Source organism: Sphingomonas sp. LR60 (genome assembly GCF_036855935.1).
Lineage (GTDB): Bacteria > Pseudomonadota > Alphaproteobacteria > Sphingomonadales > Sphingomonadaceae > Sphingomonas.
The window spans coordinates 659750-681947 of record NZ_JASPFK010000001.1 but is presented as its reverse complement, the minus strand read 5'-3'; the positions used below and the strand labels follow the sequence as shown (position 1 = coordinate 681947).

Below are 22198 nucleotides of genomic sequence, written 5' to 3'. Positions count from 1 at the left end.
GTGTAAGAGACCTAAGCACCCCGCTCCGCCGTCAGCGCATGGACGCGCAACCGGGGGAACACCTCCTCGAGCGATTTGCTGTCGGGAAGGACATAAACGTAACCGCCCTTCTGCTGGAACAACGGCCGCAGATCGGTGGCGTAGAAGGCGCGCGGAACGTTGATGCAGCCGAAGGTAATGCGATTGTCGTCGGGTTCCGGTGACAGCATCCGCGCGCGGCGGTTCTCCGACCGCGCGGCGTCGCCGGGGATCGGATGGATCGCGACGCTGTTGGTGTAATCGACCCACAGCACTTTCTGACGGCCTGCGGCATAACCGAATTTGGCGAGAAACCGTCCGGCCGGCGTGGTCTTTTCGGCCGGACCGATCTCGCCGAGCTTCTTGCTCCCGACGCCCGGCGTCGCATCGTCGCCCGGTGCGATACCGATCAGCACCGGCACCTGCGAGACCATCTTTCCGCTGCCGTCGAACAGCAGCAATGCGGCCGCCTGCTTGTCGATCACCGCATAGGGCAGCGCATGATTGTCGCGCGACGACGCGATCCAGTCGGCGACGCGGAGCGCTTCGGCCGAGGGCGGCAGGACCGGCTCGGCGACCGCTGTCGCGACCGGTGCCTCGGCTGGACGATGCGGCTTCGTCTTGCCACCGGACGACGCGGTGGCGATTACCAGCGCAAGGCCGGCAAATATCGGTGAAATCATTTTCTATCGCCACGGATCGAGAGCGGTCGCCCATTGCGGACGGCCACCGGATCTTGTCAACGGCGGGCGCGACGACCGCAAGATGCCACCGCTACGCCGCTTATCCGTCGCGCAACGATCCCGCCATCGCGAAGCCGGATGGCGGAATCGCGCTCGCGCGGCGTACTTAGTGGCGCGGACGCTTGCCGCGCTGCTCCTGCTGCTGGAGCCGCTGCTCGACGCCATCGACGCGGCCGTTCAACTGATCAAGGCGCTGCCCTTGTTGCTGAGCCTGTCCCGACGCGGCCTGCGCCTCGGCGAGCGCCTGCTTGGCGGTGCCGTCGGTGGCCTGCAATTGCGTCTCCAGCGTGCTGACCCGCGCGCTGACCGGCTGGATCTGCTCGCGCACATACTTTTTGGTGGCGCAACCGCCAAGCGTCGGGGCGATAAGCAGGATCGCAATTGCAGGGGAGAGTTTCGCAAAGGAGGTAAGCATCACAATCTTCCAAATAATCTCTAGCCCGCAGAGGGAGCCCGGAACGTAACGCAGCGGCAATAGTCGAGGCGATAAAGCGAGCCCGACGCACGTCGAGCCGAGGTGTAACTCGCGCGGATGTTCGTGATAAGATGCTTCAGGTCTTTTGCGAAAGTCGGAAATACTTTCCTATTAACCATTGCTGAACCAAAATGATCTGGTTCTCACCTCTTCGAATCGCGTCGACCTTCACTAGCGAACGGGTCGAGTGGAATGCGATCGCCACCACCGCGCGCCGCTTTGCCGATAACCGGCGTGCGTTGCCGATCGACACAGCGACGCAGCTCGGCGACGGCGGCGCCGCTCCCGTCCAGCTTGAGCTCCTCGATCGGCACGTCGCCGCGCCGTACCTTGAGATAGGCGGACGTGGCGAAGCTGCGCGGGAAGGTCGCGCCGAAGTCGGTAACGAAGCCCCGCTTTCCTGCGGCGCGATACCGATCGCAAGGTGCCGCGGAAAAGCGGAGTTCGAGAGCTGGAAGTCGAGCCGCAACTGCTCGCGCGCGCGAACCGACCAATTGGGATTGAGCAACGTCAGCCGGTTGCTGCCATCCATGTCCAGACCGAACTGAAGGATGGTGCCGCGTGGCGCGGGATAGGTCCGCGTGATGAAGCACCCCTTCTGGTCGCTGCTCGCGGCGACGATCCACGCGCCGACATCGCGGGTGGCATAATCGGCGGCGAACGCCGAACCGCCCACCATGCTCGTGGCAAGCGCAAGACCGGACAGCAGGGCGGCGGGCGAAATGGTGCACATAGCGATGCGTGTAGCGCAAATCGTCCGCGAGGTTAGCCACAATGGCGCGAAAGTCGCGTTGGGCGCGCACCAACGGTTCCAACACCCACTCACGCGCAAACCCCGCGCGAACGAAGCCAATCGCGGCCATATTCCTCCTTTGTTCCCGATCGGACTGGCATCTTCGGCGATCGTCGGATAATCTCGCCACCCGCGGCGGCACCCCATGCCGTACCCTGTCACGGAGCCGCTAGGTCGTTGAACTGCATGGCCGATCAAGTCTCTGCCAGCCGCAAGATCATCCATATCGACATGGACGCCTTCTATGCGTCGGTCGAACAGCGTGACGCCCCAGAGTTGCGCGGGCGGCCGGTCGCGGTCGGCGGCAACCGCGCGCGGGGAGTGGTCGCCGCGGCCAGCTATGAGGCGCGTGTCTTCGGGGTACGCTCTGCCATGCCCTCCGTGGTCGCGGCGCGGCGCTGCCCGGAGCTGGTGTTCGTGCCGCCGCGCTTCGACGTCTACCGCGCGGTCAGCCGGCAGATCCATGCGATCTTCGCCGACTATGCCGATGCGATCGAGCCATTGTCGCTCGACGAAGCCTATCTCGACGTCAGCGCGGACCGCCGCGCGCTCGGCTCGGCCAGCGCGATCGCCGCCGAGATCCGCGCGCGGATCAAGGCCGACACCGGGCTCACCGCTTCGGCCGGGGTCAGCTACAACAAGTTCATCGCCAAGCTCGCCTCCGACCAGAACAAGCCCGACGGCCTGTGCGTGATCCCGCCCGCCAAGGGCGCAGCGTTCGTCGCCACGTTACCGGTCAAGCGCTTCCACGGCATCGGTCCGGTCACTGCCGATAAGATGGCGCGGCTAGGCATCCACACCGGCGCCGACCTGCGCGACCGCCCGACGACGTTCCTGCGCACGCATTTCGGCAGCCACGCCGACTACCTTCACGGCGCGGCGCGCGGGATCGACGACCGCCCGGTCCGCGCCGAGCGTCAGGCCAAGTCGGTCGGCGCGGAGCGCACCTTCGACACCAACCTTACCGACGCGGCCGAGATCGACGCCGCGCTGGAGACGGTCGCCGCCGCCGCTTGGACCCGCGTCGAGCGGGCGGACGTGCGCGGGCGGACCGCGACGCTGAAACTGCGCCGCGCCGATTTCACCACGCTCACCCGCGCCCGGTCGCTCACGGGGACCATCGACACGCAGGCGCAACTGCTCGATCTCGGGCGCGGGCTGCTCGCGCCGTTGCTGCCGGCGCCGGGCGGAATACGGCTGCTCGGGTTGACGCTGTCGGGCATCCTGCGCGACGAGGAACTCGTGCAACCCGCCCTTCCCCTTTGAACCGCAAGGATCTGCCGATGAAGCCGCCGATCGGCCCCGCCACCCGCCTGTGCATGTCGCTCGCCGCGCGCCCCGGCACCTTCGGGTCACGCTTCCACAACCATCTCTATGACGCGCTCGGGCTGGATTACGTCTACAAGGCGTTCACCACCGACGATCTGGCCGGCGCGATCACCGGCATCCGCGCGCTCGGCATTCGTGGCTGCGCGGTGTCGATGCCGTTCAAGGAAGCCGTCATCCCGATGCTCGACGGCCTGCGTGACAGCGCCGCGGCGATCGACAGCGTCAATACGATCGTCAACACCGACGGCGAATTGCTCGGCTACAACACCGATTACAGCGCGGTGCGCGACCTGATCGCGGAGCTGCCGCGCGTGCCGTTCCTGCTGCGCGGCAGCGGCGGGATGGGCAAGGCGGTCGCAACCGCGCTGGTGGACGCCGGCTTCTCCGACGGCACGATCGTCGCGCGCAACGAGGCGGCCGGCCGCACGCTGGCCGAGCGGCTCGGCTGCCGCTGGCAGGCGGAGGCGACCGGGGACGCGCCGCTGCTCGTCAACGTCACCCCGCTCGGCATGACCGGCGCGGACCAGGACGCGCTCGCCTTCACCCCGGACCAGATCGCCGCCGCGCAGATCGTGATCGATGCGGTGGCCAAGCCGGTCGAAACACCGTTGCTCCGCGCGGCGATGGCGGCCGGCAAGACGGTCGTCACCGGCGCCCAGATCGCGACGCTTCAGGCGCTGGATCAATTCGTCCTCTACACTGGCTTACGCCCAAGCGACGAACAGGTCGCGGCGGCGGAGGCATATGCGCTAGGTTAAGGCGATCCGCGACCGAAATGCCCCGTGCTCCTGCGCACGCAGGAGCCCAGAGTATTGAACGATGTCGTGTGCGGCTCTGGGTTCCTGCGTGCGCAGGAACACGGAAGCGTCTCGAACGATCTTTACCGCCGCCCCGGCCTTGGGCCGTGGGGGCAACAATCAGGCCGCCAGCACCTTGATCCCGGTCCGATCCTCCAGCGCCTGCGCGCCCAGCACCACCGCGCCCAGCGGGCCGGCGTTACCGCCCAGCGCCGCCGGCACGATGAACGTGTCCATGTCCGCTACCGCCGGCAACGCGACATAGCCGTTCAGGCTCGTCGCCGTCGCCGCCCGCAAGCGCGGCAGCAACCACGGGTTGCCGACCATCACGCCGCCGCCCAGCACGATCCGACGCGGCACCCCGGTCAGCGTCAGCGTCGCGAACAGCGACGACAGCGCGCCGACCACCGTTTCCCACGCCGGATGGTCATGCGGCAGGTCCTCGCCCTTGACGCCCGTCCGCGCCGCGATCGCCGGTCCGGCGGCCAGCCCTTCGACGCACGCGCCGTGATAGGGGCACGATCCCGCCCAGTCGTCGCCGGGCAGCCGCGGCGGGCGGACATGGCCGAACTCGCTGTGTGTCAACCCGTCGACCGGCCGCCCGTGTGCGATCATGCCAGCGCCGACGCCGGTCCCGACCGTGACATAGGCGAGGTCGCCCAGCCCCTGTCCCGCGCCCCAGCGCGCCTCCGCCATCGCTGCGCCGACCACGTCGCTGTGGAAGCCGACCGGCACGTCATAGCGCGCCGCCAGCCGTCGCGCGACGTCGGTGCCCGCCCAATGCGGCTTAGGCGTCGAGGTGATCTTCCCGTAATCGGGCGATTGCGGATCGATCGAGACGGGGCCGAAGCTGGCGATCCCGATCGCCGCGACGCCGCGCCACTTGTCCATCGCCGCCTCCAGCGCGGGCAGCGTTTCCTCGGGCCGGGTGGTCGGAACGCGCACTTCCTCGAGAATCGCGTCGGGTCCGCTGGAGAGCACCGCGATGCACTTCGTGCCGCCCAGTTCCACGCCCGCGATCAACGGCAGCTGCGCCATTCAGTCTTCCTCCTCGGCCGCGGCGTCGATCCGCCGCAGCATGTCCGTGAACCGCGCCAGTTCGTCCGCGTCGAAGCGTCCGAAAATCCGGCGCTCCAGCGCGACGGCCTGCGGCGCGACCTGCGCGTACAGCGCTTCGCCCTCCGGGCTCAAGCGGAGATGGTGCGACCGCCGGTCGGTGGCGTTGGGGGTCCGCGTCAGCAATCCGCGCTCGGTCAGCGCGATTGCGGCGCGGCTGACCGTCACTTTGTCCATCCGGCTGCGCTCGCCGAGCTGCGCCTGCGTAACCGGCGCATATTCCGCGATCAGCGTCACCAGCCGCCACTCGGGCACCGTCAAGCCGAACGCCGCCTCATAGGCACCCGCGATCCGTCCGCTGACCCGGTTGGAGGTGACCGACAGCAGGTACGGGAGGAATTGCTCGAGATGGAGGCGTTCTACCATGGGACACCCAAGAGAGTACGGGAAAGAAACGATCGGAACCAGAACCGGAAACGTTGCATTAATGTGACAAGGCGCACAAGCATCCAACCAATTTCGCGGAGTGACATTCGGGAGGTCTTAAGGAGCACATTATGGCATCGATTACGGCGAACGGTATCCAGATCGAATATGAGGACGAAGGACCGCGCGACGGTCAACCGATCCTGATGGTGATGGGCCTGGGTGCCCAACTGGTCCGCTGGCCGCAGTCGATGGTCGATGCCCTTGTAGAGCGCGGCTATCGCGTCATCCGCTTCGACAATCGCGACGTCGGCCTCTCCACCAAGTTCGACGAACGCGGCGCGCCGCACATCGTCTGGACCGCGATGCAGATGCAGTTCGGGCGCGTACCCGCGGTCCCCTACACGCTCACCGACATGGCGCAGGACGGCATCGGCTTGCTCGACGCGCTCGGCATCGATCGCGCGCATGTCGTCGGCGCGTCGATGGGCGGAATGATCGCTCAATTGATCGCGGCGCGCTGGCCAGAGCGCGTGCGCACGCTGACCTCGATCATGTCGACCACCGGGCATCCGCATTGCTCGCGCCCGACGATGCGCGCCACCGCGCTGCTGCTGCGCCACCCCAAAAGCGAGGATATCGAGGCGATCGTCGCGCACGGCACGATGGCCGGTCGCGCGGTCGGTGGGCGCTTCCCGATCGAAGACGCGATCATGGCCGAGCGCATCCGCGCCGAGACGCTGCGCAACCGCTGCCCGACCGGCTTCCTTCGCCAGATGGCTGCGATCATCGCCGATGGCGACCGCACCGATCGCCTGCGTCGCATCACCGCGCCGACGCTCGTCATCCACGGCAGTGACGATCCGCTCGTGCCGGTCGCGGGCGGTCGCGCCACCGCGCAGGCAATCCACGGCGCACGGCTGCTCGAGATCGACGGCATGGGACACACGTTGCCGCCCGAGCTGGTCGACCGGATCGTCGACGCGATCGACGACCACATCCGCCACCGCCGCCGCGATCCGATCCCGCAGGCGGCATAACGCCGGCTACCGGAAGGAAGCGGGATTCCGGATCAGATCCGGGATGACGAAAGCAGCGTGGCGATCGTTCGAACGATCCATGCTAAAGGGGGCGGCGTCCCTCTTTCGCAAAGGCAGCGCATGTTCGTCGACTTCCGCGATCAGCCACCACCCCCGCCGTGGCAACCCCAGCGCCCCCGCCCGCGACTGACCGCCGGTCAGGAAAAGGCGCTGGCGGCGATCATCGGCTTCAACGTCGTGCTGCTGCTGATTGCGCCGATCGGCGGCGCCACCTTGATCGGCGCGCTGGCGCTGCTGTTCCGTTAAGGGATGCAGGGCTCTTCCCTCGCCCCTCGAAGAGGGGAGAGGGTTGCGCAGACTTAGTCTTTGCGAAGCGAAGGCTTAGTCGGAGCTGGGTGAGGAGCGAACGCGCGAGCGTTCAGCTCGCTCGCCCCCTCACACGACGATCTCACCGGGCGCAGGATGCCCCAGGAACGCCGCCGGACTCGCGGTCGCGCCATAGGCACCCGCCAGAAAGATCGCGATCACCGCACCTTCGGCGACCACCGGCAGCGCCACCCGATCGCCGAGCCGGTCGAGCGGCGTGCACAGGCAACCGACCACCGACGCCTCGCCTTCCGCCACTGCGCCCATCTGCCCCGCCACCGCCAGCGGATAGTTCCGCCGCACCACCGTCCCGAAATTGCCGCTCGCCGCCAGTTGATGGTGCAGCCCGCCATCGACCACGACGAACGTCTCGCCACGGCTCTGCTTCACGTCGACAACCCGCGTCAGATACACGCCCGCTTCCGCGACGAGCCAGCGCCCCAGTTCGATCGCGAAGCGGCTGTCGCGCAACACGTCGCCACGCGCCGCCAGTGCCTCACTCAGCGCCGCCCCGACCGCCGCAACATCCAGCGGAACGTCGCCCGCGAAATACGGCAACCCGAACCCGCCGCCAAGATTGACCAGCGGCGGCACCGCCCCTGCCTCTTCCGCCAGCCGCGCGGCGAGCGCCAGCGTTGCCGCCTGCGTCTCGATCACCGCCGCCGCATCCAGCGCCTGCGAGCCCGCGAAAATATGGAAGCCGCGCCAGTCCGCCCCCGCCGCGATCACCTCACGTACCACCGCCGCGGCATGCTCGGCGTCGATCCCGAACGGCGAAGCACGCCCGCCCATCTTCATCCCGGAGCCGCGCAACTCCAGATCGGGGTTCACCCGAACCGCGAGACGCGGAACGATCCCGAGCCGCTCGCCCGCCGCCAACGCGCGCCGCGCCTCGCCCGCGGATTCGAGATTGATCGTCGCCCCCACCGCGATCGCCGCCATAAGTTCGTCGTCGCGCTTGCCCGGCCCCGCGAAGCTGATCGCCGCCCCCGGCTTGACCGCCAGCGCGCGCGACAACTCGCCTGCCGAGGCGACGTCCAGCCCATCGACCAACGGCGCGACCCGCGCCAGCAACGCCGGCAAGGGATTGGCCTTGATCGCATAATGCAGGTCGATCTCCCCCGGCATCGTCGCGCGGAAACGGGCCACCTGCGCCGCGATCAACGCGGCGTCATAGACGAACAGCGGCGAACCATGCGCCGCGACCAGTGCCGTGGCATCGTGCCCGCCGATCGCCAGCGCGGCGCGCTGCGCGGCGAAGGCGGGCGGAATCGGCCCCATCGGCTTCATGCGCCCGCCTCCTTCACCGAAGCCGCGATGGCGGCTCGGTCCAGCTTGCCATTGGCGTTACGCGGCAACTCCGCGCGCCACTCGATCCGCGATGGCTGCATATAGGCGGGCAGGTCGCGCCTGAGCCGTTCGCGCAACGCCGCCTCGGCCGCCGCTTCGCCGCGCGCCACCAGCACGATCGCCTGCCCCAGCCTCGCGTCTGGCACACCGACCGCGACCGCCTCGGCGGTCTCCGGTCCGGCCGTCGCCGCTTCCTCGATCTCTTGAGGACTGATGCGGTGCCCCGCGCTCTTGATCATCTCGTCGTCGCGTCCGACGAACCGCAGCAGCCCATCACCATCCGCCACCACCGTGTCTCCAGACCAGACCGCCGACCCGCCATAACGCGACGCCGCCGGCGCCGGCCGGAAGCGCAGCGCGGTCCGCTCGGCATCGCGCCAATAGCCCTGCGCGACCAACGGTCCGGCATGGACCAGCTCGCCCGGCTCGCCCGCCGCCGCCAGCGCCCCGTCGCGCCGCACCACCAGCACCTCTGCGAATGGCACCGCACGCCCGATCGAATCGGGATGCTTGTCGACCAGATCGGGATCGAGATAGGTCGAGCGGAACGCCTCGGTCAGCCCGTACATCGGGAACAGTCGCGCCGCCGGGAACCGCGTCCGCAGCGTCTGCACCATCGTCGGTGTCAGCGCGCCGCCCGAATTGGTCAGTCGCCGCAACTGCCCCGCGGCCTCGTCCGGCCATTCGCTTTCCAGAAGCTGCGTCCACAGCGGCGGCACCCCTGCCAAGGTCGTCGCTCCAAACCGCGCCACCGCCTTCACGACATCGCGCGGCGTCAGATAGTCGAGCGGCGCGACGCACCCACCCGCCGCCCATGTCGACAGCAGCTGGTTCTGCCCATAATCGAACCCGAGCGGCAGCACCGCCAGCGCGCGGTCGTCGGGCGCGATCCCCAGATACTGCGCCACCCCGACCGCTCCCAGCCACAAATTGGCATGGCTGAGCATCACCCCTTCGGCCGTCCCGTCGACCCCGAGGTATAGAGAAGCGCGACCAGTGCGGCGGGATCGGCGTCCGACCGCGGCAAGGGATCACCCGTCCGCGCCTCGGTCACGACCCGGCAGTCGCCCGGAACGTCATCCGCCTCCAGCGTCGTCGCCCGCGCCTCCTGCGTCAGCAGCAGCGCCGCCCCGCTATCGACAAGGATATGCGCGACCTGCGCGCGCCGCAGCACCGGATTGACCGGCACATGCACCAGCCCCGCGCGTGCCGTCGCCAGCGGCATCCAGCACGCCACGCGCGTCTTCGGCAACCACGTCGCGACCCGCGCGCCGGCCGGGAGCCCCAGCCCCGCCAGCCACCCCGCCAGCCGCGCCACCGCCTCTTCGGCGGCAACGTAATCGACCGACCCCTCGCGATCGATCAGCGCAGGCGCGTGCGGCGCTCCCAGCAGCACATGGTCGATCGGGCGCGGCACAGCATCCATGGCTCGGCTTCTAGGCTCAGGCGTTGCGGAATCCACCCCTTGCGCCTAACGCGACGCCGACATGCCGCCGGGAGCGACGCGGCAAAGGTGGAGGTTGCGTGATTCCCGAAGGCACGAGCGAAATCGAGACGACCATTCGCGCGGTGCTGGTCGACGTGCTGGCGCTCGCCCCCGAACGCGTCGCCGCCTTCCGCGCCGACACCCCAATGTTCGGCGCGCTGCCCGAACTCGATTCGATGGCGGTCGCCGGCGTGCTCACCGAAATCGAAGACCGGCTCGGCATCGTGATCGAGGACGACGAGGTCGACGGCGAGATGCTCGAAACATTCGGCGCGCTGGTGACGTTCGTCGCCGGCAAGGCGCTGGTTTAATTTCCTGCCGCCATCCCCGCGCCGGCGGGGATCCAGAACCTCTGATTGCGCGACCCTTACAAAGAACAGCACGTCTGGATTCCCACCGCCGCGGGAATGACGGCGTTCCCGCCGTTACTCCGCCGCTTCCTTCACCGCCTCGAACTCCGCCGCCGCGAGGAAGCGCTCGGCATCCAGCGCCGCCATGCACCCGGTCCCCGCCGCGGTCACCGCCTGGCGATAGACCTTGTCCATCACATCACCGCACGCGAACACGCCCGGCACGCTGGTCCGCGTCGAGCCGGTCTCGACCGCGATATACCCATCCTCGTCGAGCGCGAGATGCCCGCGGAACAGCTCGGTCGCCGGATGGTGCCCGATCGCCACGAACCCGCCCTCGACATCGATCCGCGAAGACGCGCCGGAGACGGTGTCCTCCAGCTCCAAGGCGACCAGCCCGGCATTCCCGCCGCCGTCGACGAACTCACGAACTTCCTTGTTCCACAGCACCTTGACGTTCGGATGCGCGAACAACCGCTCCTGCAGGATCCGCTCCGCCCGCAACGTGTCGCGACGGTGGATCAACGTCACGTCGTCGCTGTGGTTGGTGAGGTATAGCGCCTCCTCGACCGCGGTATTGCCGCCGCCGATCACCGCCACCTTCTTGCCGCGATAGAAGAACCCGTCGCACGTCGCGCAGGCGCTGACGCCCTTGCCCTTCATGGCGTCCTCGCTGTCGAGCCCCAGCCACTTGGCCTGGGCGCCCGTCGCGATCACCAGCACCTCGCCCTCATAGACATCGCCGCCGTCGCCGATCAGCCGGAACGGGCGCGCGGTCAGGTCGACCTCGACGATCGTGTCCCACATCAAGCGCGTGCCGACATGCTCGGCCTGCGCCTGCATCTGCTCCATCAGCCACGGCCCCTGGATCACTTCCTTGAAGCCGGGATAATTCTCCACGTCGGTGGTGGTGGTCAGCTGGCCCCCGGGCTGGATGCCCTGCACCACGATCGGCGCCATCCCGGCGCGCGCGCCATAGATTGCGGCGGACAGCCCGGCCGGGCCCGAGCCCAGGATCAACATGCGAGTCGAATGTGTCGTCATGCGCGCGATGTAGGATGGCGCGTGGCCCAAGGGAACCGCACGCGTTGCGCCCCGCCCCAAGTCCTGCTTTGGTCCCGCGATGACCGACTTTAGCGCCCTGCTCCAGCCCGATCGCGGCCAGCCCGCTCGCGACATCCACGTCGTCCACCCCGATCGCTTCGCCGAGTGGCTCGCCGAGCAGCCCGTTCGCGTCCGCACCGCGGTCGCCGCCAACAAGGTGACCGGCCGCGCCGGCAACCGCGCGATCCTGCCCGGCGAGGCGGCGGACGATTGGGCGATGCTGCTGGTCTGCAACGAGCCGCTCGATTCGCCGTGGCGGATCGCCTCGCTCGGCGACTCGCTGCCCGAGGGCATTTACCGGCTCGCAGACGGCGGCGCGACCGGCGCGGCCGGGTTCGGCTGGCTGCTCGCGCAACACCGCTTCGCCCGCTACCGCAAGGTCGAGCCCGCCGCGCCGCGCGTACTGCTCACCACCGAGGTCGCCGCGATCGACGAGACCGTCCGCCTCGCCGCCGCCACCGCGCGCGTCCGCGATCTGGTCGACACCGGCGCCAGCGACCTCGGCCCGGCCGAGCTGGAGGCGGAGGCCGACGCGCTCGCCGCGCAACATGGCGCGACCGTCACCGTCACCCGCGGCGACGCGCTCGCCACCGGTTACCCGATGATCCACGCGGTCGGACAGGCGGCGAGCAAGGACCGCGCGCCGCGCCTGATCGAACTCGAATGGGGTGATCCCGCCGCGCCGCGCGTCGCGTTGGTCGGCAAGGGTGTCTGCTTCGACTCGGGCGGGCTCGATATCAAGCCATCGGCGGGGATGCGCCTGATGAAGAAGGACATGGGCGGCGCCGCCCACGCGCTGGCGCTCGCCGCGCTCGTCATGCAGGCGCGGCTCAAGGTCCGGCTCCACCTCCTTATCCCGGCGGTCGAGAATGCCATCGCCGGCAACGCCTTCCGCCCCGGCGACGTGCTGACGACGCGCAAGGGGCTGACGGTCGAGAACACCAACACCGATGCCGAGGGCCGGCTGATCCTCGGCGACGCGCTCACCAAGGCGGTCGAGGGCGCGCCCGACCTGCTGATCGACTTCGCGACGCTGACCGGCGCGGCGCGCGTCGCGCTCGGGCCGGACCTGCCCGCGACGTTCGTGCAGGACGAAACGCTCGCCACCGACCTGCTCGCCGCCGGGACCGCGACGCACGACCCGCTGTGGCGGCTTCCGCTGTGGGACGGCTATGACGACATGCTGAAGTCCGACATCGCCGATATGGTCAACGCCCCCGACGGCGGCTTCGCAGGATCGATCACCGCCGCCCTGTTCCTGCGTCGCTTCGTGCCGGCGAGCGTCCCTTGGGCGCACCTCGACACCTTCGCCTGGCGCCCGTCGCCACGGCCCGCTCGTCCGAAAGGCGGCGAAGCCTATGGCCTGCGCGCGACATGGGCGCTGCTGAAGAAGCGTTTCGGCTGATCAACTTCCCACGTCATCCCGGCGACGAAGAAGAGAGACGCTCTGCCCCAAAAATCGTCGCCCCTGCGCAGGCAGGGGCCCATGTCTGCATCGTGCCGCGCAAGTTCTGACGCAAATCCCCTCGCTAATGTGTCGGCTCGCCGAAAAACTCGACAGCCATAGGCCCCTGCCTCCGCAGGGGCGACGGCGCGTTATATAAAGTGCGATCCATCCAAACAGAGCATCACCTTCGACCTTCACCCGTCATGCCGGCCCCGTTCCGGCATCCACCGTTCCGCAAACGCGCAAGCCGGTGCTTTTGCGGGACGGTGGACCCCGGAACTCGTCCGGGGTGACGACGGAAGATGGTTCAAGCCAGCTGGATCACTCTCACCCCGCCGCCTCGATGATCGGCACGAACTTCGCCGCGGTCAGGCTCGCTCCCCCGACCAAGGCGCCATCCACATCCGGCACCGCCATGATCGCGCGCGCATTGTCGCCGGTCACCGATCCGCCGTACAGGATGCGCACGCCATCAGCCGCATCGCCGATCAGCTGCCGCATCTTCGCACGCGCGATCGCATGGATCGCTCCGATCTCCTCCAGCGTCGGCGTCCGCCCGCTGCCGATCGCCCAGCGCGGTTCATAGGCCAGCGTCAGCCAGTCGCCATGCGCCTTTTCGGGCAGCGACTTCTCGATCTGCGCCTGCACCACCCGCTCGGCCCGGCCCGCATCGCGCTCCGCGCCCGTCTCGCCGCAACACAGGATCACCGACAGCCCCTGCCGCCGCGCCGCTGCCGCCTTCGCCCAGGCGTCCTGGCTGGTCTCGTTCTGATATTCGCGCCGTTCCGAATGGCCGACGATCGTGAAGCGCGCGCCCGCCTCGCGCACCATCGCTGCCGAGACGCAGCCGGTATAGGCGCCGCCGTCCGCCTCGTGGACGTCCTCCGCGCCGATCGCCAGCCCCGGTACGCGCTGCGCGGCCGGCGCGATCAACGTCGCCGGCACCGCGATCGCGACATCGACATCCGGATGCGCCGCCGCCGCCGTCGCCATCGCGTCCAGCTCCGCCAGCAACGCCAGATCGCCGTTCATCTTCCAGTTGCCCGCCACCAGCTTGCGCCGCACCATCGTTCTCCTACTCGCTTGTTAAACCTGTTAGACGCGTGCGCGGCTTGATGCCAGCCGGACCTGTGCCTAAAGCGACGAGCTTCACTCCTGGTCCCGGTCTGCCTCTTCCATGCTCAGCTTCCTCCGCGGCATCATCCATTCGAAGGTCGGCATGATCGTCACCTTCGGCATCCTGATCGTGATCGCGCTGGCGTTCGCGGCCGGCGACGTCACCGGTCTGGCGAGCGGCGGCGGCCTTCTGGGGCACCCGCTGGCGAGCGTCGACGGCGAGAAGGTGACCGCCGACGACATCCGCCGCCGCGCGCAGGACGAGATCCGCGCCGCGCGTCAGCAACAGCCCGATCTGGACATGGCGACCTTCGTGCGCGCCGGCGGGGTCGAAAGCCTCATCACCCGCTCGCTCACCGGATTGGCGCTGGAAACGTTCGGCGAGGAACACGGACTGCGCGTCAGCCGCGCACTGGTCGGCAGCGAGCTGAAGGCGATCCCGGCCTTCGCAGGGGCGACCGGCCAGTTCGACCAGCAGGCCTATCTCCGTCTGATCGCGCAGCGCGGCATGACCGACGCACAGGTCCAGCGCGAGATCGCTCGCGAGACGATGGCGCAGTTCCTGATCGTACCGACCGTGGGCGCCAGCCAGGTGCCGCAGCAGCTCGCGCTCCGCTACGCCTCGCTCCTGCTGGAGCGTCGCGCCGGTCAGGCGGCGCTGATCCCCGCCGCAATGTCCGGCCCTGCGCCGACCGACGCCGAGGTGCAGGATTGGTACAAGCGCAATGTCGCGCGCTACACCACGCCCGAGCGTCGCGTGATCCGCTACGCGCTGGTCACCCCGCAGCAGGTCGCGGCACAGGCAGTGCCCAGCGACGCCGAAATCCAGAAGGCCTATGACGCCGACAAGGCGAAATACGCGCCCAAGCCGCTCCGCGACGTGACGCTGGCGACCGTCCTCGACCAGAAGGCGGCGCAGGCGCTCGCCGACAAGGTCAAGGGCGGCACCCCGCTTGCCACCGCTGCGCGCGCCGCCGGGCTCGAGGCGCGCACGGTCACCGCGGTCGAGCAATCCGCGCTCGCCACCCAGACCTCGCCCGCCGTCGCCGCCGCCTTGTTTGGCGCGTCGCAGGGCAATGTCGTCGGCCCGGTCCGCGGCGCGATCGGCTTCGTCGTCGCGCGCGTAGAGAAGGTCACGCAGGATCCCGGCAAGACGCTGGCGCAGGCCCGCCCGGAGATCGTCGCCGCGCTGACCAAGCAGAAGGCGAACGACGCGATCGGCAAGATCCGCGACGCGGTCGAGGATGCGCTCGCCGACAACGCCAACATCGCCGAGGTCGCCCGCGACCAGAAGCTCACCGTGCAGGCCACCCCGGCCGTGCTGTCGAGCGGCATCAACCCCGACCAGCCGCAGGCGCAGCCCGACGCGACGCTCGCGCCGGTGATCGCCGCCGGCTTCGCGGCCGAGGACGGCGACACGCCGACGACGGTCGGCATCGGGCAGGACGGCGGCTTCGCGATCGCCGCGCTCGACCGCATCGTCCCCGCCACCCCGGTTCCGCTCGCACAGGCGCGCGCCAAGGTCGTCGCCGACCTCACCGCCGATCGCGCCCGCCGCGCCGCGCAGGCGGCCGCCAACGCGATCGTCGCCAAGGTCAACGCCGGCACCCCGCTTGCCGCGGCGGTCGCACAGGCCGGGGTCAAGGCGCCGGTCGAGCGTGTCGAGGCGACCCGCGCGCAGATCACCGCCAATCAGGGGCAGGTGAACCCGGTGCTCGCGATGATGTTCGGGATGAAGCAGGGCAGCGCGCGCGCGATCCAGGCGCCGGACGGTCGCGGCTGGCTGGTGCTGCGCGTCGAGCAGATCGTCCCCGGCGACGCCAGCAAGCAGCCGGCGGCGATCCAGGCGACCCGCGCCGATCTCGGCCGCTCGATCGGCGGCGAATATGCGCAGCAATTCGCCAATGCCGTCGCCGCCGCGCAGGGCGCCAAGCGCTACCCCGATGCCATCGCCACGCTGAAGAAGGACCTGCTCGGTGGCGACGCCGGACAGTGACGCCTCCAATGCGGCGGCCGCGGCGCTCGCCGCCGGTCGCCCCGCGCTCATCTGGCGGCGGCGGATTGCCGACACCGAGACGCCGGTCGCCGCCGCGCTCAAGCTGATCGAGCCCGGCCGCGGCGACTTCCTGCTCGAGTCGGTCGAGGGCGGCGCGGTACGTGGTCGCCACTCGATGATCGGCCTCGCCCCCGATCTCGTGCTGCGCGCGCAGGGCGACGCCGCCGAGATCAACTCGCGCTGGCTGGAAGATCGCGACGCCTTCGCGCCCTGCGCCGCGCCGACGCTGGCAGCGTTGCGCGACCTCGTCGCGTCGATCCGCATGGAATTGCCCCCGAGCTACCGCGCGCGCTGGCGTGCCTCGTCGGCTATTTCGGCTATGAGACGATCGGGCTGGTCGAGAAGCTTCCGCAGCCCGAGCAGGATGCGCTCGGCCTACCCGACCTGATGTTCGTGCGCCCGACCGTCATCCTGATGTTCGACCGGCTCGCCGACGAACTGTTCCTGGTCGCGCCGGTCTGGCCCGACGCCGCGCGACAGCCCGACAAGCAGATCGCGGAGGCGGAGGATCGCCTCGATGCGGTCGAGGCCCGCCTCGCCGCTAGCGCGCTGCCGCCGCGCGCCCGCGCCGACCTGACCGAGATCGCACTCGCCCCCACGCTCGCCCCTGGTCGCTACGCGGACATGGTCGCGCGCGCGCAGGAGTATATCGCGGCCGGCGACATCTTCCAGGTCGTGCTCGCGCAGCGCTTCACCGCGCCGTTTCCGCTCCCGGCGTTCGAGCTGTATCGCGCGCTCCGCCGCATCAACCCGTCGCCGTTCCTCTACCATCTCGACCTCCCCGGCTTCGCGCTGACCGGCTCAAGCCCCGAGATTCTCGTCCGCGCCCGCGACGGCGAGGTCACGATTCGCCCGATCGCCGGCACCCGTCCCCGCGGCAAGACCGCGCTGGAGGACGCCGCCAACCGCGACAGCCTGCTCGCCGATCCCAAGGAGCGTGCCGAGCATCTGATGCTGCTCGACCTCGGCCGCAACGACGTCGGGCGTGTCGCGTCGCCGGGCACGGTGCAGGTAACCGACAGCTACGGCATCGAATTCTACAGCCACGTCATGCACATCGTCTCGAACGTCGTCGGCCGGCTCGCGCCCGAGCATGACGCGATCGACGCGCTGTTCGCGGGCTTCCCGGCCGGCACCGTCAGCGGCGCGCCCAAGGTCCGCGCCTGCCAGATCATCGCCGAACTGGAGCCCGAGAAGCGCGGCGCCTATGCCGGCGGCGTCGGTTATTTCTCGCCCGATGGTTCGATGGACTCGTGCATCGTGCTGCGCACCGCGGTGGTCAAGGACGGCACGATCCACGTCCAGTCCGGCGCGGGTATCGTCGCCGACAGCGACCCCGTCTACGAACAACGCGAATGCGACGCCAAGGCCGGCGCCATCCTCGCCGCCGCGCGCGAGGCGGTGCGCCACGCATCGACGCCTGACTTCGGACAGTAACTTCGGCTTCCCCGTCGTCCCGGGCTCTACCCGGGACCGCGCTTATTGTCCGGTCCGCAGATCCTTACCGCCCCCTGGGATCATCGAATCGTTTTTCTCCGCCGCGCGGCGCTCCGCGGCCCAGGCGCGGTTGATCGCCAGTGCGCAGCCGGTCTGCCCGCCCGAACCGACCGGCGAGCACGTGTCCGGCAACCCACCCGCGACGCGGCTGACCTGATCGGCGGTCGCGACGCGATTGGCCCACGCCTGATTCTTCGCCGCCGGCTCCGCGCTGTCGCGCAGCGGCTTGGGGATGCGGAATTGCTCGTCGGGGTTGAGCCGGCTGCACACCACCACCTCGTCGCCCTGCGCGACCGGGCATTTCTCGTCGCCCTCCAGCGTCACGCTGCGCACGCGCTGCGGCGCGCGCCCGGCATCCCCGGCCGACTCGACCTGCGCCATGGCTCCGCTTGGCAGCACCAGCATGGCGGCACTCAGCACGGCGATCATCGGACGGCGCATCGTCTTTCTCCTTGGTCCCGCGAACGCGCAGGGGTGGCGCTTTTCTCCGCGTCACGGTTTGCCCAGCCATGACGAATCTTTGCGCCGTTGCAATATTCCTGTCGTCCGCCGGGTCGCTCGGCGGTTGCGGTCGGCGGCGCATCGGCTATGGCGGACGCATGATCCTGGTGGTCGACAATTACGACAGCTTTACGTGGAACCTGGTCCATTACGTCATGGAACTGGGCGCGGAGGTTCGCGTGGTCCGCAACGACGCGCTTAGCGCTGCCGAGGCGTTGGCGAGCGGCGCGCAGGCGATCCTGATCTCACCCGGCCCGTGCACGCCCAACGAAGCGGGGGTCAGCCTCGAGCTGGTCGCAGCCTGCGCGGAAGCACGCCGGCCGTTGTTCGGCGTCTGCCTCGGCCATCAGGCGATCGGCCAGCATTTCGGCGGCAAGGTCGTGCGCGGCGGGCTGATGCACGGCAAGACCTGCCCGGTCGAGCATGACGGCACCGGCGTCTTCGCCGGGCTGCCGTCGCCGTTCACCGCCACCCGCTATCATTCGTTGATCGTCACCGACGTGCCCGACTGCCTCGTCGTCAACGCCACCGCCGGTGACGCGTCGGTCATGGGCCTGCGCCACCGCGAGTTGCCGATCCACGGCGTGCAATTCCACCCGGAAAGCATCGCGACCGAGCATGGCCACGAACTGATCGCCAATTTCCTGCGACTCGCGGGCGTCAACCATGCGGGGCGGATCGCCGCGTGACGAGCGTGGCGTTGCTGCCCGATCCGTCGTCGCCGCTGGCGCGCGAGTCGGCGGCGCAGGCGTTCGCCGACATCCTCGATGCGCGCACCAGCGAGGAAGGGGTCGCCGACTTCCTGATCCGCCTCGCCGAACGCGGCGAGACCAGCATCGAGATCGCCGAGGCGGCGCGCGCGCTGCGCCAGCGGCTGGTCCCGATCGCCGCCCCCGTCGACGCGATCGACGTCTGCGGCACCGGCGGCGATGGCCAGCACACGCTCAACGTCTCGACCGCGGTCAGCCTCGTCGTCGCCGCCTGCGGCGTGCCGGTCGCCAAGCACGGCAACCGCGCCGCCTCGTCGAAGGCCGGCGCGGCCGACACGCTCGAGATGCTCGGGCTCGATATGGAGCGCGCCGGCGCGCAGGCCGAGGCGACGCTGCGCGACCTCGGTATCTGCTTCCTGTTCGCCGCCAACCATCACCCCGCGATGCGCCGCATCACCCCGATCCGCCGCAAGATCGGGCGGCGGACGATCTTCAACCTGATGGGCCCGCTCGCCAATCCCGCGCATGTCACGCGCCAGTTGATCGGCATCGCCCGCCCCGATTACGCCCCGATCTATGCCGAGGCGCTTGCGCGGCTCGGCAGCGACGCCGCCGCGGTCGTCGCCGGCGAAGAAGGGCTCGACGAAATCTCCGGCGCCGGCCCGACGCGTGTCGTCACGGTCGGCGACGTTCCGCTGCCGGCCCGGATCGTCCCCGAGGATGCTGGGGTAGCGCGGCACCCGACGATCGCGATCCGCGGTGGCGATCCGGCCTATAATGCCGCTGCGCTCCGTCGCCTGCTGACCGGCGAGCAAGGCGCGTATCGCGACGCCGTGCTCCTCAACGCCGCCGCCGCGCTGGTGCTCGCCGGCCGCCAGACCGAGCTGCGCGCCGCCGCGGCGCAGGCGGCCGAGGCGATCGACGCCGGTCACGCCAACACCCTCCTCGATCGCTGGATCGCCTGGTCATGACCATCCTCGCCGACATCTGCGCGACCAAGCGCACCGAAGTCGCCGCGCGCAAGGCCGCGACCTCGCTCGCCGACCTGACCGTGCGCGCCGCCGCACAGAGCGCGCCGCGCGGCTTCCGCGCCGCGCTCGACGCGACCGTCGCCGCCGGCCGCCACGCGCTGATCGCCGAGATCAAGAAGGCCAGCCCGTCCAAGGGGTTGATCCGCGCCGATTTCGACCCGCCCGCGCACGCCCGCGCTTATGCCGAAGGCGGCGCGACCTGCCTGTCGGTGCTCACCGACGCGCACTACTTCCAAGGCCATGAGGACTATCTGATCGCCGCGCGCGCCGCCTGCGACCTCCCCGTGCTCCGCAAGGATTTCACCGTCGATCCGTGGCAGGTCGTCGAGGCGCGCAGCATCGGTGCCGACGCGATCCTGCTGATCGCCGCCGCGATCGACGATGCGTGCATGGCCGAATGCGAGGCCGCCGCGATCGAACAGGGGCTCGACGTGCTCGTCGAGGTGCATGACGCTGCCGAGATGGAGCGCGCCGCCCGGCTCAAGACCCGGTTGATCGGCGTCAACAATCGCGACCTGCGCACCTTCGCGGTCGATTTCCGCCTCACCTACGATCTGATCGCGCATGCCCCGGCCGGTTGCACCTTCGTCGCCGAAAGCGGGCTCACCAGCCGCGCCGACCTGGACGAACTCGCCGCGCATGACGTGCATTGCTTCCTGATCGGCGAAGCGCTGATGCGCCACGCCGACGTCGCCGCCGCAACCCGCGCGATGGTCGGCTAGGGTCGCCCGGAATGCCACGCCGCCCATCCGTCGTTCGTGCTGAGCTTGTCACGATCACGATGCCGAGCTGCCAATCAACCGTTCGTGCTGAGCCTGTCGAAGCACGTGCCCCACGGCACCCCGCCTGATAGATGACGAACCTCACCCACCTCGACGCCGACGGCGCAGCGCATATGGTCGATGTCGGCGACAAGGCCATCACCCGCCGCGAGGCGGTCGCGACCGGCACGATCACGATGTCCGATGTGGCACTGAACGCGATCCGCGACGGCGCGGTGAAGAAGGGTGACGTCCTGGCAGTCGCCCGCGTCGCCGGCATCATGGCCGCGAAGCGCACCAGCGACCTCATTCCGCTCTGTCATCCGCTCCCGATCACCCGCGTCTCGCTCGATCTCGTGCCCGACGCGGCCGGCATCACCGCCACGGCGACGGTCGCCACCGACGGCAAGACCGGCGTCGAGATGGAGGCGCTGACCGCGGTCTCCACCGCCTTGCTGACCGTCTACGACATGGCGAAGGCGATCGATAAGGCAATGACGATCAGGGATATTCGCTTGCTCGAAAAGCGCGGCGGCCGCTCCGGCGATTGGCGCGCGCCGTGACCTTGCTCCCGGTCGCCGAGGCGCAGGCACGCGTCCTCGCGCTCGGCCGTCCGGTCGACACGATTGACGTGCCGCTCGATCAGGCACTTGCCCGCTGGGCCACCGCCCCCGTCATCGCGCGGCGCACGCAGCCGTCGACCGACCTGTCGGCGATGGACGGCTACGCGCTCCGCTTCGCCGACCTGCCCGGCCCGTTTCGCGTGATCGGCGAAAGCGCTGCCGGCACGCCCTTCTCCGGCACGGTCGGCGCGGGCGAGGCGATCCGCATCTTCACCGGCGCCGCGATGCCGACCGGTGCGGACACCGTGCTCGTCCAGGAAGAAGCCGCGCGTGACGGCGAAACGCTGCGCCTCGACGGCGAAGGCCCTCCGCATCACGGTCGCAATGTTCGCCGCCGCGGGCTCGACTTCGCCGAGGGCGACGTGCTCGTCGAGCAGGGGCAGCGGCTTACGCCCGCCCGCCTGGCGGTCGCCGCGACGGGCGGCGTTGCGCGGATCGCCGTCGCGCGCCCGGTCCGTGTCGCGCTCGCCGCAACCGGCGACGAACTGGTCGAACCCGGCACCCCTGGCGACGCGCTCCCCGAATCCAACCGCTTGCTCATCCGCGCCTTGCTCGCGGGCAGCGGAGTCGAGATCGTCGACCTCGGCATCCTTCCCGACCGGCTCGACCGGCTGACCGAGGCGTTCACCGCCATCGACGCCGACGTGCTCGTCACCACCGGCGGCGCGTCGGTGGGCGACCACGATCTCGTCCGCCCCGCGCTGCTCGCCGCCGACACGACGCTCGATTTCTGGCGGATCGCGCTGCGTCCTGGCAAGCCGATGCTCGCTGGTCGGCGCGGCGACATGGCGGTGGTCGGGCTGCCCGGCAATCCGGTGTCGGCGTTCGTCACGGCGCTGTTGTTCGTTCGCCCGCTGGTCGCGCATCTCGGCGGGGCCGCCGATCCTCTTCCTCAAGTTTCTCGCGCGTTGCTCGGCGAGGACCTGCCCGCCAACAATGAGCGGACCGACTATCTGCGCGCCGAACTGCGCGACGGCCGCGCCTTCGCCTCGACCATTCAGGACAGCTCGATGCTGCGCACGCTCGCGCGTTCGACCTGCCTGATTGTGCGCGATCCGCACGCCCCGGCGGCACGCGCAGGCGACTCGGCGGAAATCCTGATGATCGCTTGACGGACAGCGCT

21 protein-coding genes and 2 pseudogenes are annotated in these 22198 nt (G+C 69.6%); 13 read left to right on the top strand and 10 right to left on the bottom strand.

The features are described from left to right. Positions 1-11: 11 nt before the first annotated feature. From QP166_RS03215 to QP166_RS03205, 3 genes are all read right to left on the bottom strand, one after another. Positions 12-701 carry a hypothetical protein gene (locus QP166_RS03215; protein WP_333914600.1) on the bottom strand — a complete coding sequence of 230 codons (690 nt, stop codon included), beginning with the start codon at positions 699-701 and terminating at the stop codon, positions 12-14. A gap of 166 nt (positions 702-867) precedes the next feature. After that, positions 868-1176 (bottom strand): hypothetical protein, encoded by a 309-nt coding sequence (locus QP166_RS03210; protein WP_333914599.1) that lies wholly within the window; start codon positions 1174-1176, stop codon positions 868-870. 136 nt (positions 1177-1312) lie between these two features. Further along, positions 1313-1969 carry a hypothetical protein gene (locus QP166_RS03205; protein WP_333914598.1) on the bottom strand — a complete coding sequence of 219 codons (657 nt, stop codon included), beginning with the start codon at positions 1967-1969 and terminating at the stop codon, positions 1313-1315. Positions 1970-2215: 246 nt separating this feature from the next. Here QP166_RS03205 and dinB point away from each other — a divergent pair, with 246 nt between their 5' ends. Both dinB and QP166_RS03195 read left to right on the top strand, forming a co-directional pair. Then, positions 2216-3295 carry a DNA polymerase IV gene (gene dinB / locus QP166_RS03200; RefSeq protein ID WP_333914597.1) on the top strand — a complete coding sequence of 360 codons (1080 nt, stop codon included), beginning with the start codon at positions 2216-2218 and terminating at the stop codon, positions 3293-3295. Positions 3296-3312: 17 nt separating this feature from the next. Beyond that, positions 3313-4116 (top strand): shikimate 5-dehydrogenase, encoded by an 804-nt coding sequence (locus tag QP166_RS03195; RefSeq protein ID WP_443027181.1) that lies wholly within the window; start codon positions 3313-3315, stop codon positions 4114-4116. Between the two features lie 159 nt (positions 4117-4275). Here the strand turns inward: QP166_RS03195 and QP166_RS03190 are convergent, their stop codons facing one another. Beyond that, positions 4276-5193 (bottom strand): ROK family protein, encoded by a 918-nt coding sequence (locus QP166_RS03190; protein ID WP_333914596.1) that lies wholly within the window; start codon positions 5191-5193, stop codon positions 4276-4278. Next, a complete protein-coding gene (locus tag QP166_RS03185) occupies positions 5194-5637 on the bottom strand; it encodes a MarR family winged helix-turn-helix transcriptional regulator (RefSeq protein WP_333914594.1) in 444 nt (147 codons plus the stop codon). Positions 5638-5768: 131 nt separating this feature from the next. Between QP166_RS03185 and QP166_RS03180 the strand changes: the two genes are divergently transcribed. Beyond that, positions 5769-6677 (top strand): alpha/beta fold hydrolase, encoded by a 909-nt coding sequence (locus QP166_RS03180; RefSeq protein ID WP_333914593.1) that lies wholly within the window; start codon positions 5769-5771, stop codon positions 6675-6677. A 120-nt stretch (positions 6678-6797) separates the two neighbouring features. Continuing rightward, positions 6798-6983 (top strand): hypothetical protein, encoded by a 186-nt coding sequence (locus QP166_RS03175; protein WP_333914592.1) that lies wholly within the window; start codon positions 6798-6800, stop codon positions 6981-6983. A gap of 129 nt (positions 6984-7112) precedes the next feature. Here the strand turns inward: QP166_RS03175 and QP166_RS03170 are convergent, their stop codons facing one another. Together QP166_RS03170 and QP166_RS03165 are read right to left on the bottom strand one after the other, a co-directional pair. Beyond that, positions 7113-8333: a pyridoxal-dependent decarboxylase, exosortase A system-associated gene (locus tag QP166_RS03170; RefSeq protein WP_333914591.1), complete on the bottom strand. Its 1221-nt coding sequence runs from the start codon at positions 8331-8333 to the stop codon at positions 7113-7115. Further along, positions 8330-9819: pseudogene (locus tag QP166_RS03165) on the bottom strand (AMP-binding protein). The gene QP166_RS03170 and the pseudogene QP166_RS03165 overlap by 4 nt, the downstream one beginning before the upstream one ends. Positions 9820-9917: 98 nt before the next feature. Here QP166_RS03165 and QP166_RS03160 point away from each other — a divergent pair. Further along, positions 9918-10190 carry an acyl carrier protein gene (locus tag QP166_RS03160; protein WP_333914590.1) on the top strand — a complete coding sequence of 91 codons (273 nt, stop codon included), beginning with the start codon at positions 9918-9920 and terminating at the stop codon, positions 10188-10190. 114 nt (positions 10191-10304) lie between these two features. Here the strand turns inward: QP166_RS03160 and trxB are convergent, their stop codons facing one another. Then, entirely contained in the window at positions 10305-11273 is a 969-nt protein-coding gene (gene trxB / locus QP166_RS03155) for a thioredoxin-disulfide reductase (RefSeq protein ID WP_333914589.1), read from the bottom strand. Between the two features lie 79 nt (positions 11274-11352). Here trxB and QP166_RS03150 point away from each other — a divergent pair, with 79 nt between their 5' ends. After that, positions 11353-12738 (top strand): leucyl aminopeptidase family protein, encoded by a 1386-nt coding sequence (locus QP166_RS03150; protein ID WP_333914588.1) that lies wholly within the window; start codon positions 11353-11355, stop codon positions 12736-12738. Positions 12739-13107: 369 nt separating this feature from the next. Here QP166_RS03150 and tpiA read toward each other — a convergent pair whose 3' ends face one another. After that, the gene (tpiA, locus tag QP166_RS03145) at positions 13108-13848 is read right to left on the bottom strand and encodes a triose-phosphate isomerase (RefSeq protein WP_333914587.1); all 741 of its coding nucleotides are present in this window, start codon (positions 13846-13848) and stop codon (positions 13108-13110) included. Positions 13849-13957: 109 nt separating this feature from the next. Here tpiA and QP166_RS03140 point away from each other — a divergent pair, with 109 nt between their 5' ends. After that, positions 13958-15892 (top strand): peptidylprolyl isomerase, encoded by a 1935-nt coding sequence (locus QP166_RS03140; protein WP_333914586.1) that lies wholly within the window; start codon positions 13958-13960, stop codon positions 15890-15892. Next, positions 15873-17389: pseudogene (locus tag QP166_RS03135) on the top strand (anthranilate synthase component I family protein). Before QP166_RS03140 ends, QP166_RS03135 begins: the two are co-directional and overlap by 20 nt. A 42-nt stretch (positions 17390-17431) precedes the next feature. Here the strand turns inward: QP166_RS03135 and QP166_RS03130 are convergent. Beyond that, positions 17432-17890 carry a hypothetical protein gene (locus QP166_RS03130; protein ID WP_333914585.1) on the bottom strand — a complete coding sequence of 153 codons (459 nt, stop codon included), beginning with the start codon at positions 17888-17890 and terminating at the stop codon, positions 17432-17434. Between the two features lie 158 nt (positions 17891-18048). Here QP166_RS03130 and QP166_RS03125 point away from each other — a divergent pair, with 158 nt between their 5' ends. The 5 genes from QP166_RS03125 to QP166_RS03105 all read left to right on the top strand — a co-directional run bounded on the left by QP166_RS03125 (position 18049) and on the right by QP166_RS03105 (position 22187). Continuing rightward, on the top strand, positions 18049-18639 hold the full coding sequence (locus QP166_RS03125) for an anthranilate synthase component II (RefSeq protein WP_333917242.1): 591 nt from the start codon (positions 18049-18051) through the stop codon (positions 18637-18639). Next, entirely contained in the window at positions 18636-19631 is a 996-nt protein-coding gene (gene trpD / locus QP166_RS03120) for an anthranilate phosphoribosyltransferase (protein ID WP_333914584.1), read from the top strand. Before QP166_RS03125 ends, trpD begins: the two co-directional genes overlap by 4 nt. Next, on the top strand, positions 19628-20413 hold the full coding sequence (gene trpC, locus QP166_RS03115; RefSeq protein WP_333914583.1) for an indole-3-glycerol phosphate synthase TrpC: 786 nt from the start codon (positions 19628-19630) through the stop codon (positions 20411-20413). Before trpD ends, trpC begins: the two co-directional genes overlap by 4 nt. A 131-nt stretch (positions 20414-20544) precedes the next feature. Next, entirely contained in the window at positions 20545-21015 is a 471-nt protein-coding gene (gene moaC, locus QP166_RS03110) for a cyclic pyranopterin monophosphate synthase MoaC (RefSeq protein ID WP_333914582.1), read from the top strand. Beyond that, positions 21012-22187 (top strand): molybdopterin molybdotransferase MoeA, encoded by a 1176-nt coding sequence (locus QP166_RS03105; RefSeq protein ID WP_333914581.1) that lies wholly within the window; start codon positions 21012-21014, stop codon positions 22185-22187. Before moaC ends, QP166_RS03105 begins: the two co-directional genes overlap by 4 nt. Positions 22188-22198: the final 11 nt, after the last annotated feature.

Bases quoted from the DNA above. Each gene is read 5' to 3' on its own strand.
- QP166_RS03215 (WP_333914600.1), bottom strand. From the start codon at position 701: ATGATTTCACCGATATTTGCCGGCCTTGCGCTGGTAATCGCCACCGCG.
- QP166_RS03210 (WP_333914599.1), bottom strand. From the start codon at position 1,176: ATGCTTACCTCCTTTGCGAAACTCTCCCCTGCAATTGCGATCCTGCTT.
- QP166_RS03205 (WP_333914598.1), bottom strand. From the start codon at position 1,969: ATGTGCACCATTTCGCCCGCCGCCCTGCTGTCCGGTCTTGCGCTTGCC.
- dinB (WP_333914597.1), top strand. From the start codon at position 2,216: ATGGCCGATCAAGTCTCTGCCAGCCGCAAGATCATCCATATCGACATG.
- QP166_RS03195 (WP_443027181.1), top strand. From the start codon at position 3,313: ATGAAGCCGCCGATCGGCCCCGCCACCCGCCTGTGCATGTCGCTCGCC.
- QP166_RS03190 (WP_333914596.1), bottom strand. From the start codon at position 5,193: ATGGCGCAGCTGCCGTTGATCGCGGGCGTGGAACTGGGCGGCACGAAG.
- QP166_RS03185 (WP_333914594.1), bottom strand. From the start codon at position 5,637: ATGGTAGAACGCCTCCATCTCGAGCAATTCCTCCCGTACCTGCTGTCG.
- QP166_RS03180 (WP_333914593.1), top strand. From the start codon at position 5,769: ATGGCATCGATTACGGCGAACGGTATCCAGATCGAATATGAGGACGAA.
- QP166_RS03175 (WP_333914592.1), top strand. From the start codon at position 6,798: ATGTTCGTCGACTTCCGCGATCAGCCACCACCCCCGCCGTGGCAACCC.
- QP166_RS03170 (WP_333914591.1), bottom strand. From the start codon at position 8,333: ATGAAGCCGATGGGGCCGATTCCGCCCGCCTTCGCCGCGCAGCGCGCC.
- trxB (WP_333914589.1), bottom strand. From the start codon at position 11,273: ATGACGACACATTCGACTCGCATGTTGATCCTGGGCTCGGGCCCGGCC.
- QP166_RS03150 (WP_333914588.1), top strand. From the start codon at position 11,353: ATGACCGACTTTAGCGCCCTGCTCCAGCCCGATCGCGGCCAGCCCGCT.
- tpiA (WP_333914587.1), bottom strand. From the start codon at position 13,848: ATGGTGCGGCGCAAGCTGGTGGCGGGCAACTGGAAGATGAACGGCGAT.
- QP166_RS03140 (WP_333914586.1), top strand. From the start codon at position 13,958: ATGCTCAGCTTCCTCCGCGGCATCATCCATTCGAAGGTCGGCATGATC.
- QP166_RS03130 (WP_333914585.1), bottom strand. From the start codon at position 17,890: ATGCGCCGTCCGATGATCGCCGTGCTGAGTGCCGCCATGCTGGTGCTG.
- QP166_RS03125 (WP_333917242.1), top strand. From the start codon at position 18,049: ATGATCCTGGTGGTCGACAATTACGACAGCTTTACGTGGAACCTGGTC.
- trpC (WP_333914583.1), top strand. From the start codon at position 19,628: ATGACCATCCTCGCCGACATCTGCGCGACCAAGCGCACCGAAGTCGCC.
- moaC (WP_333914582.1), top strand. From the start codon at position 20,545: ATGACGAACCTCACCCACCTCGACGCCGACGGCGCAGCGCATATGGTC.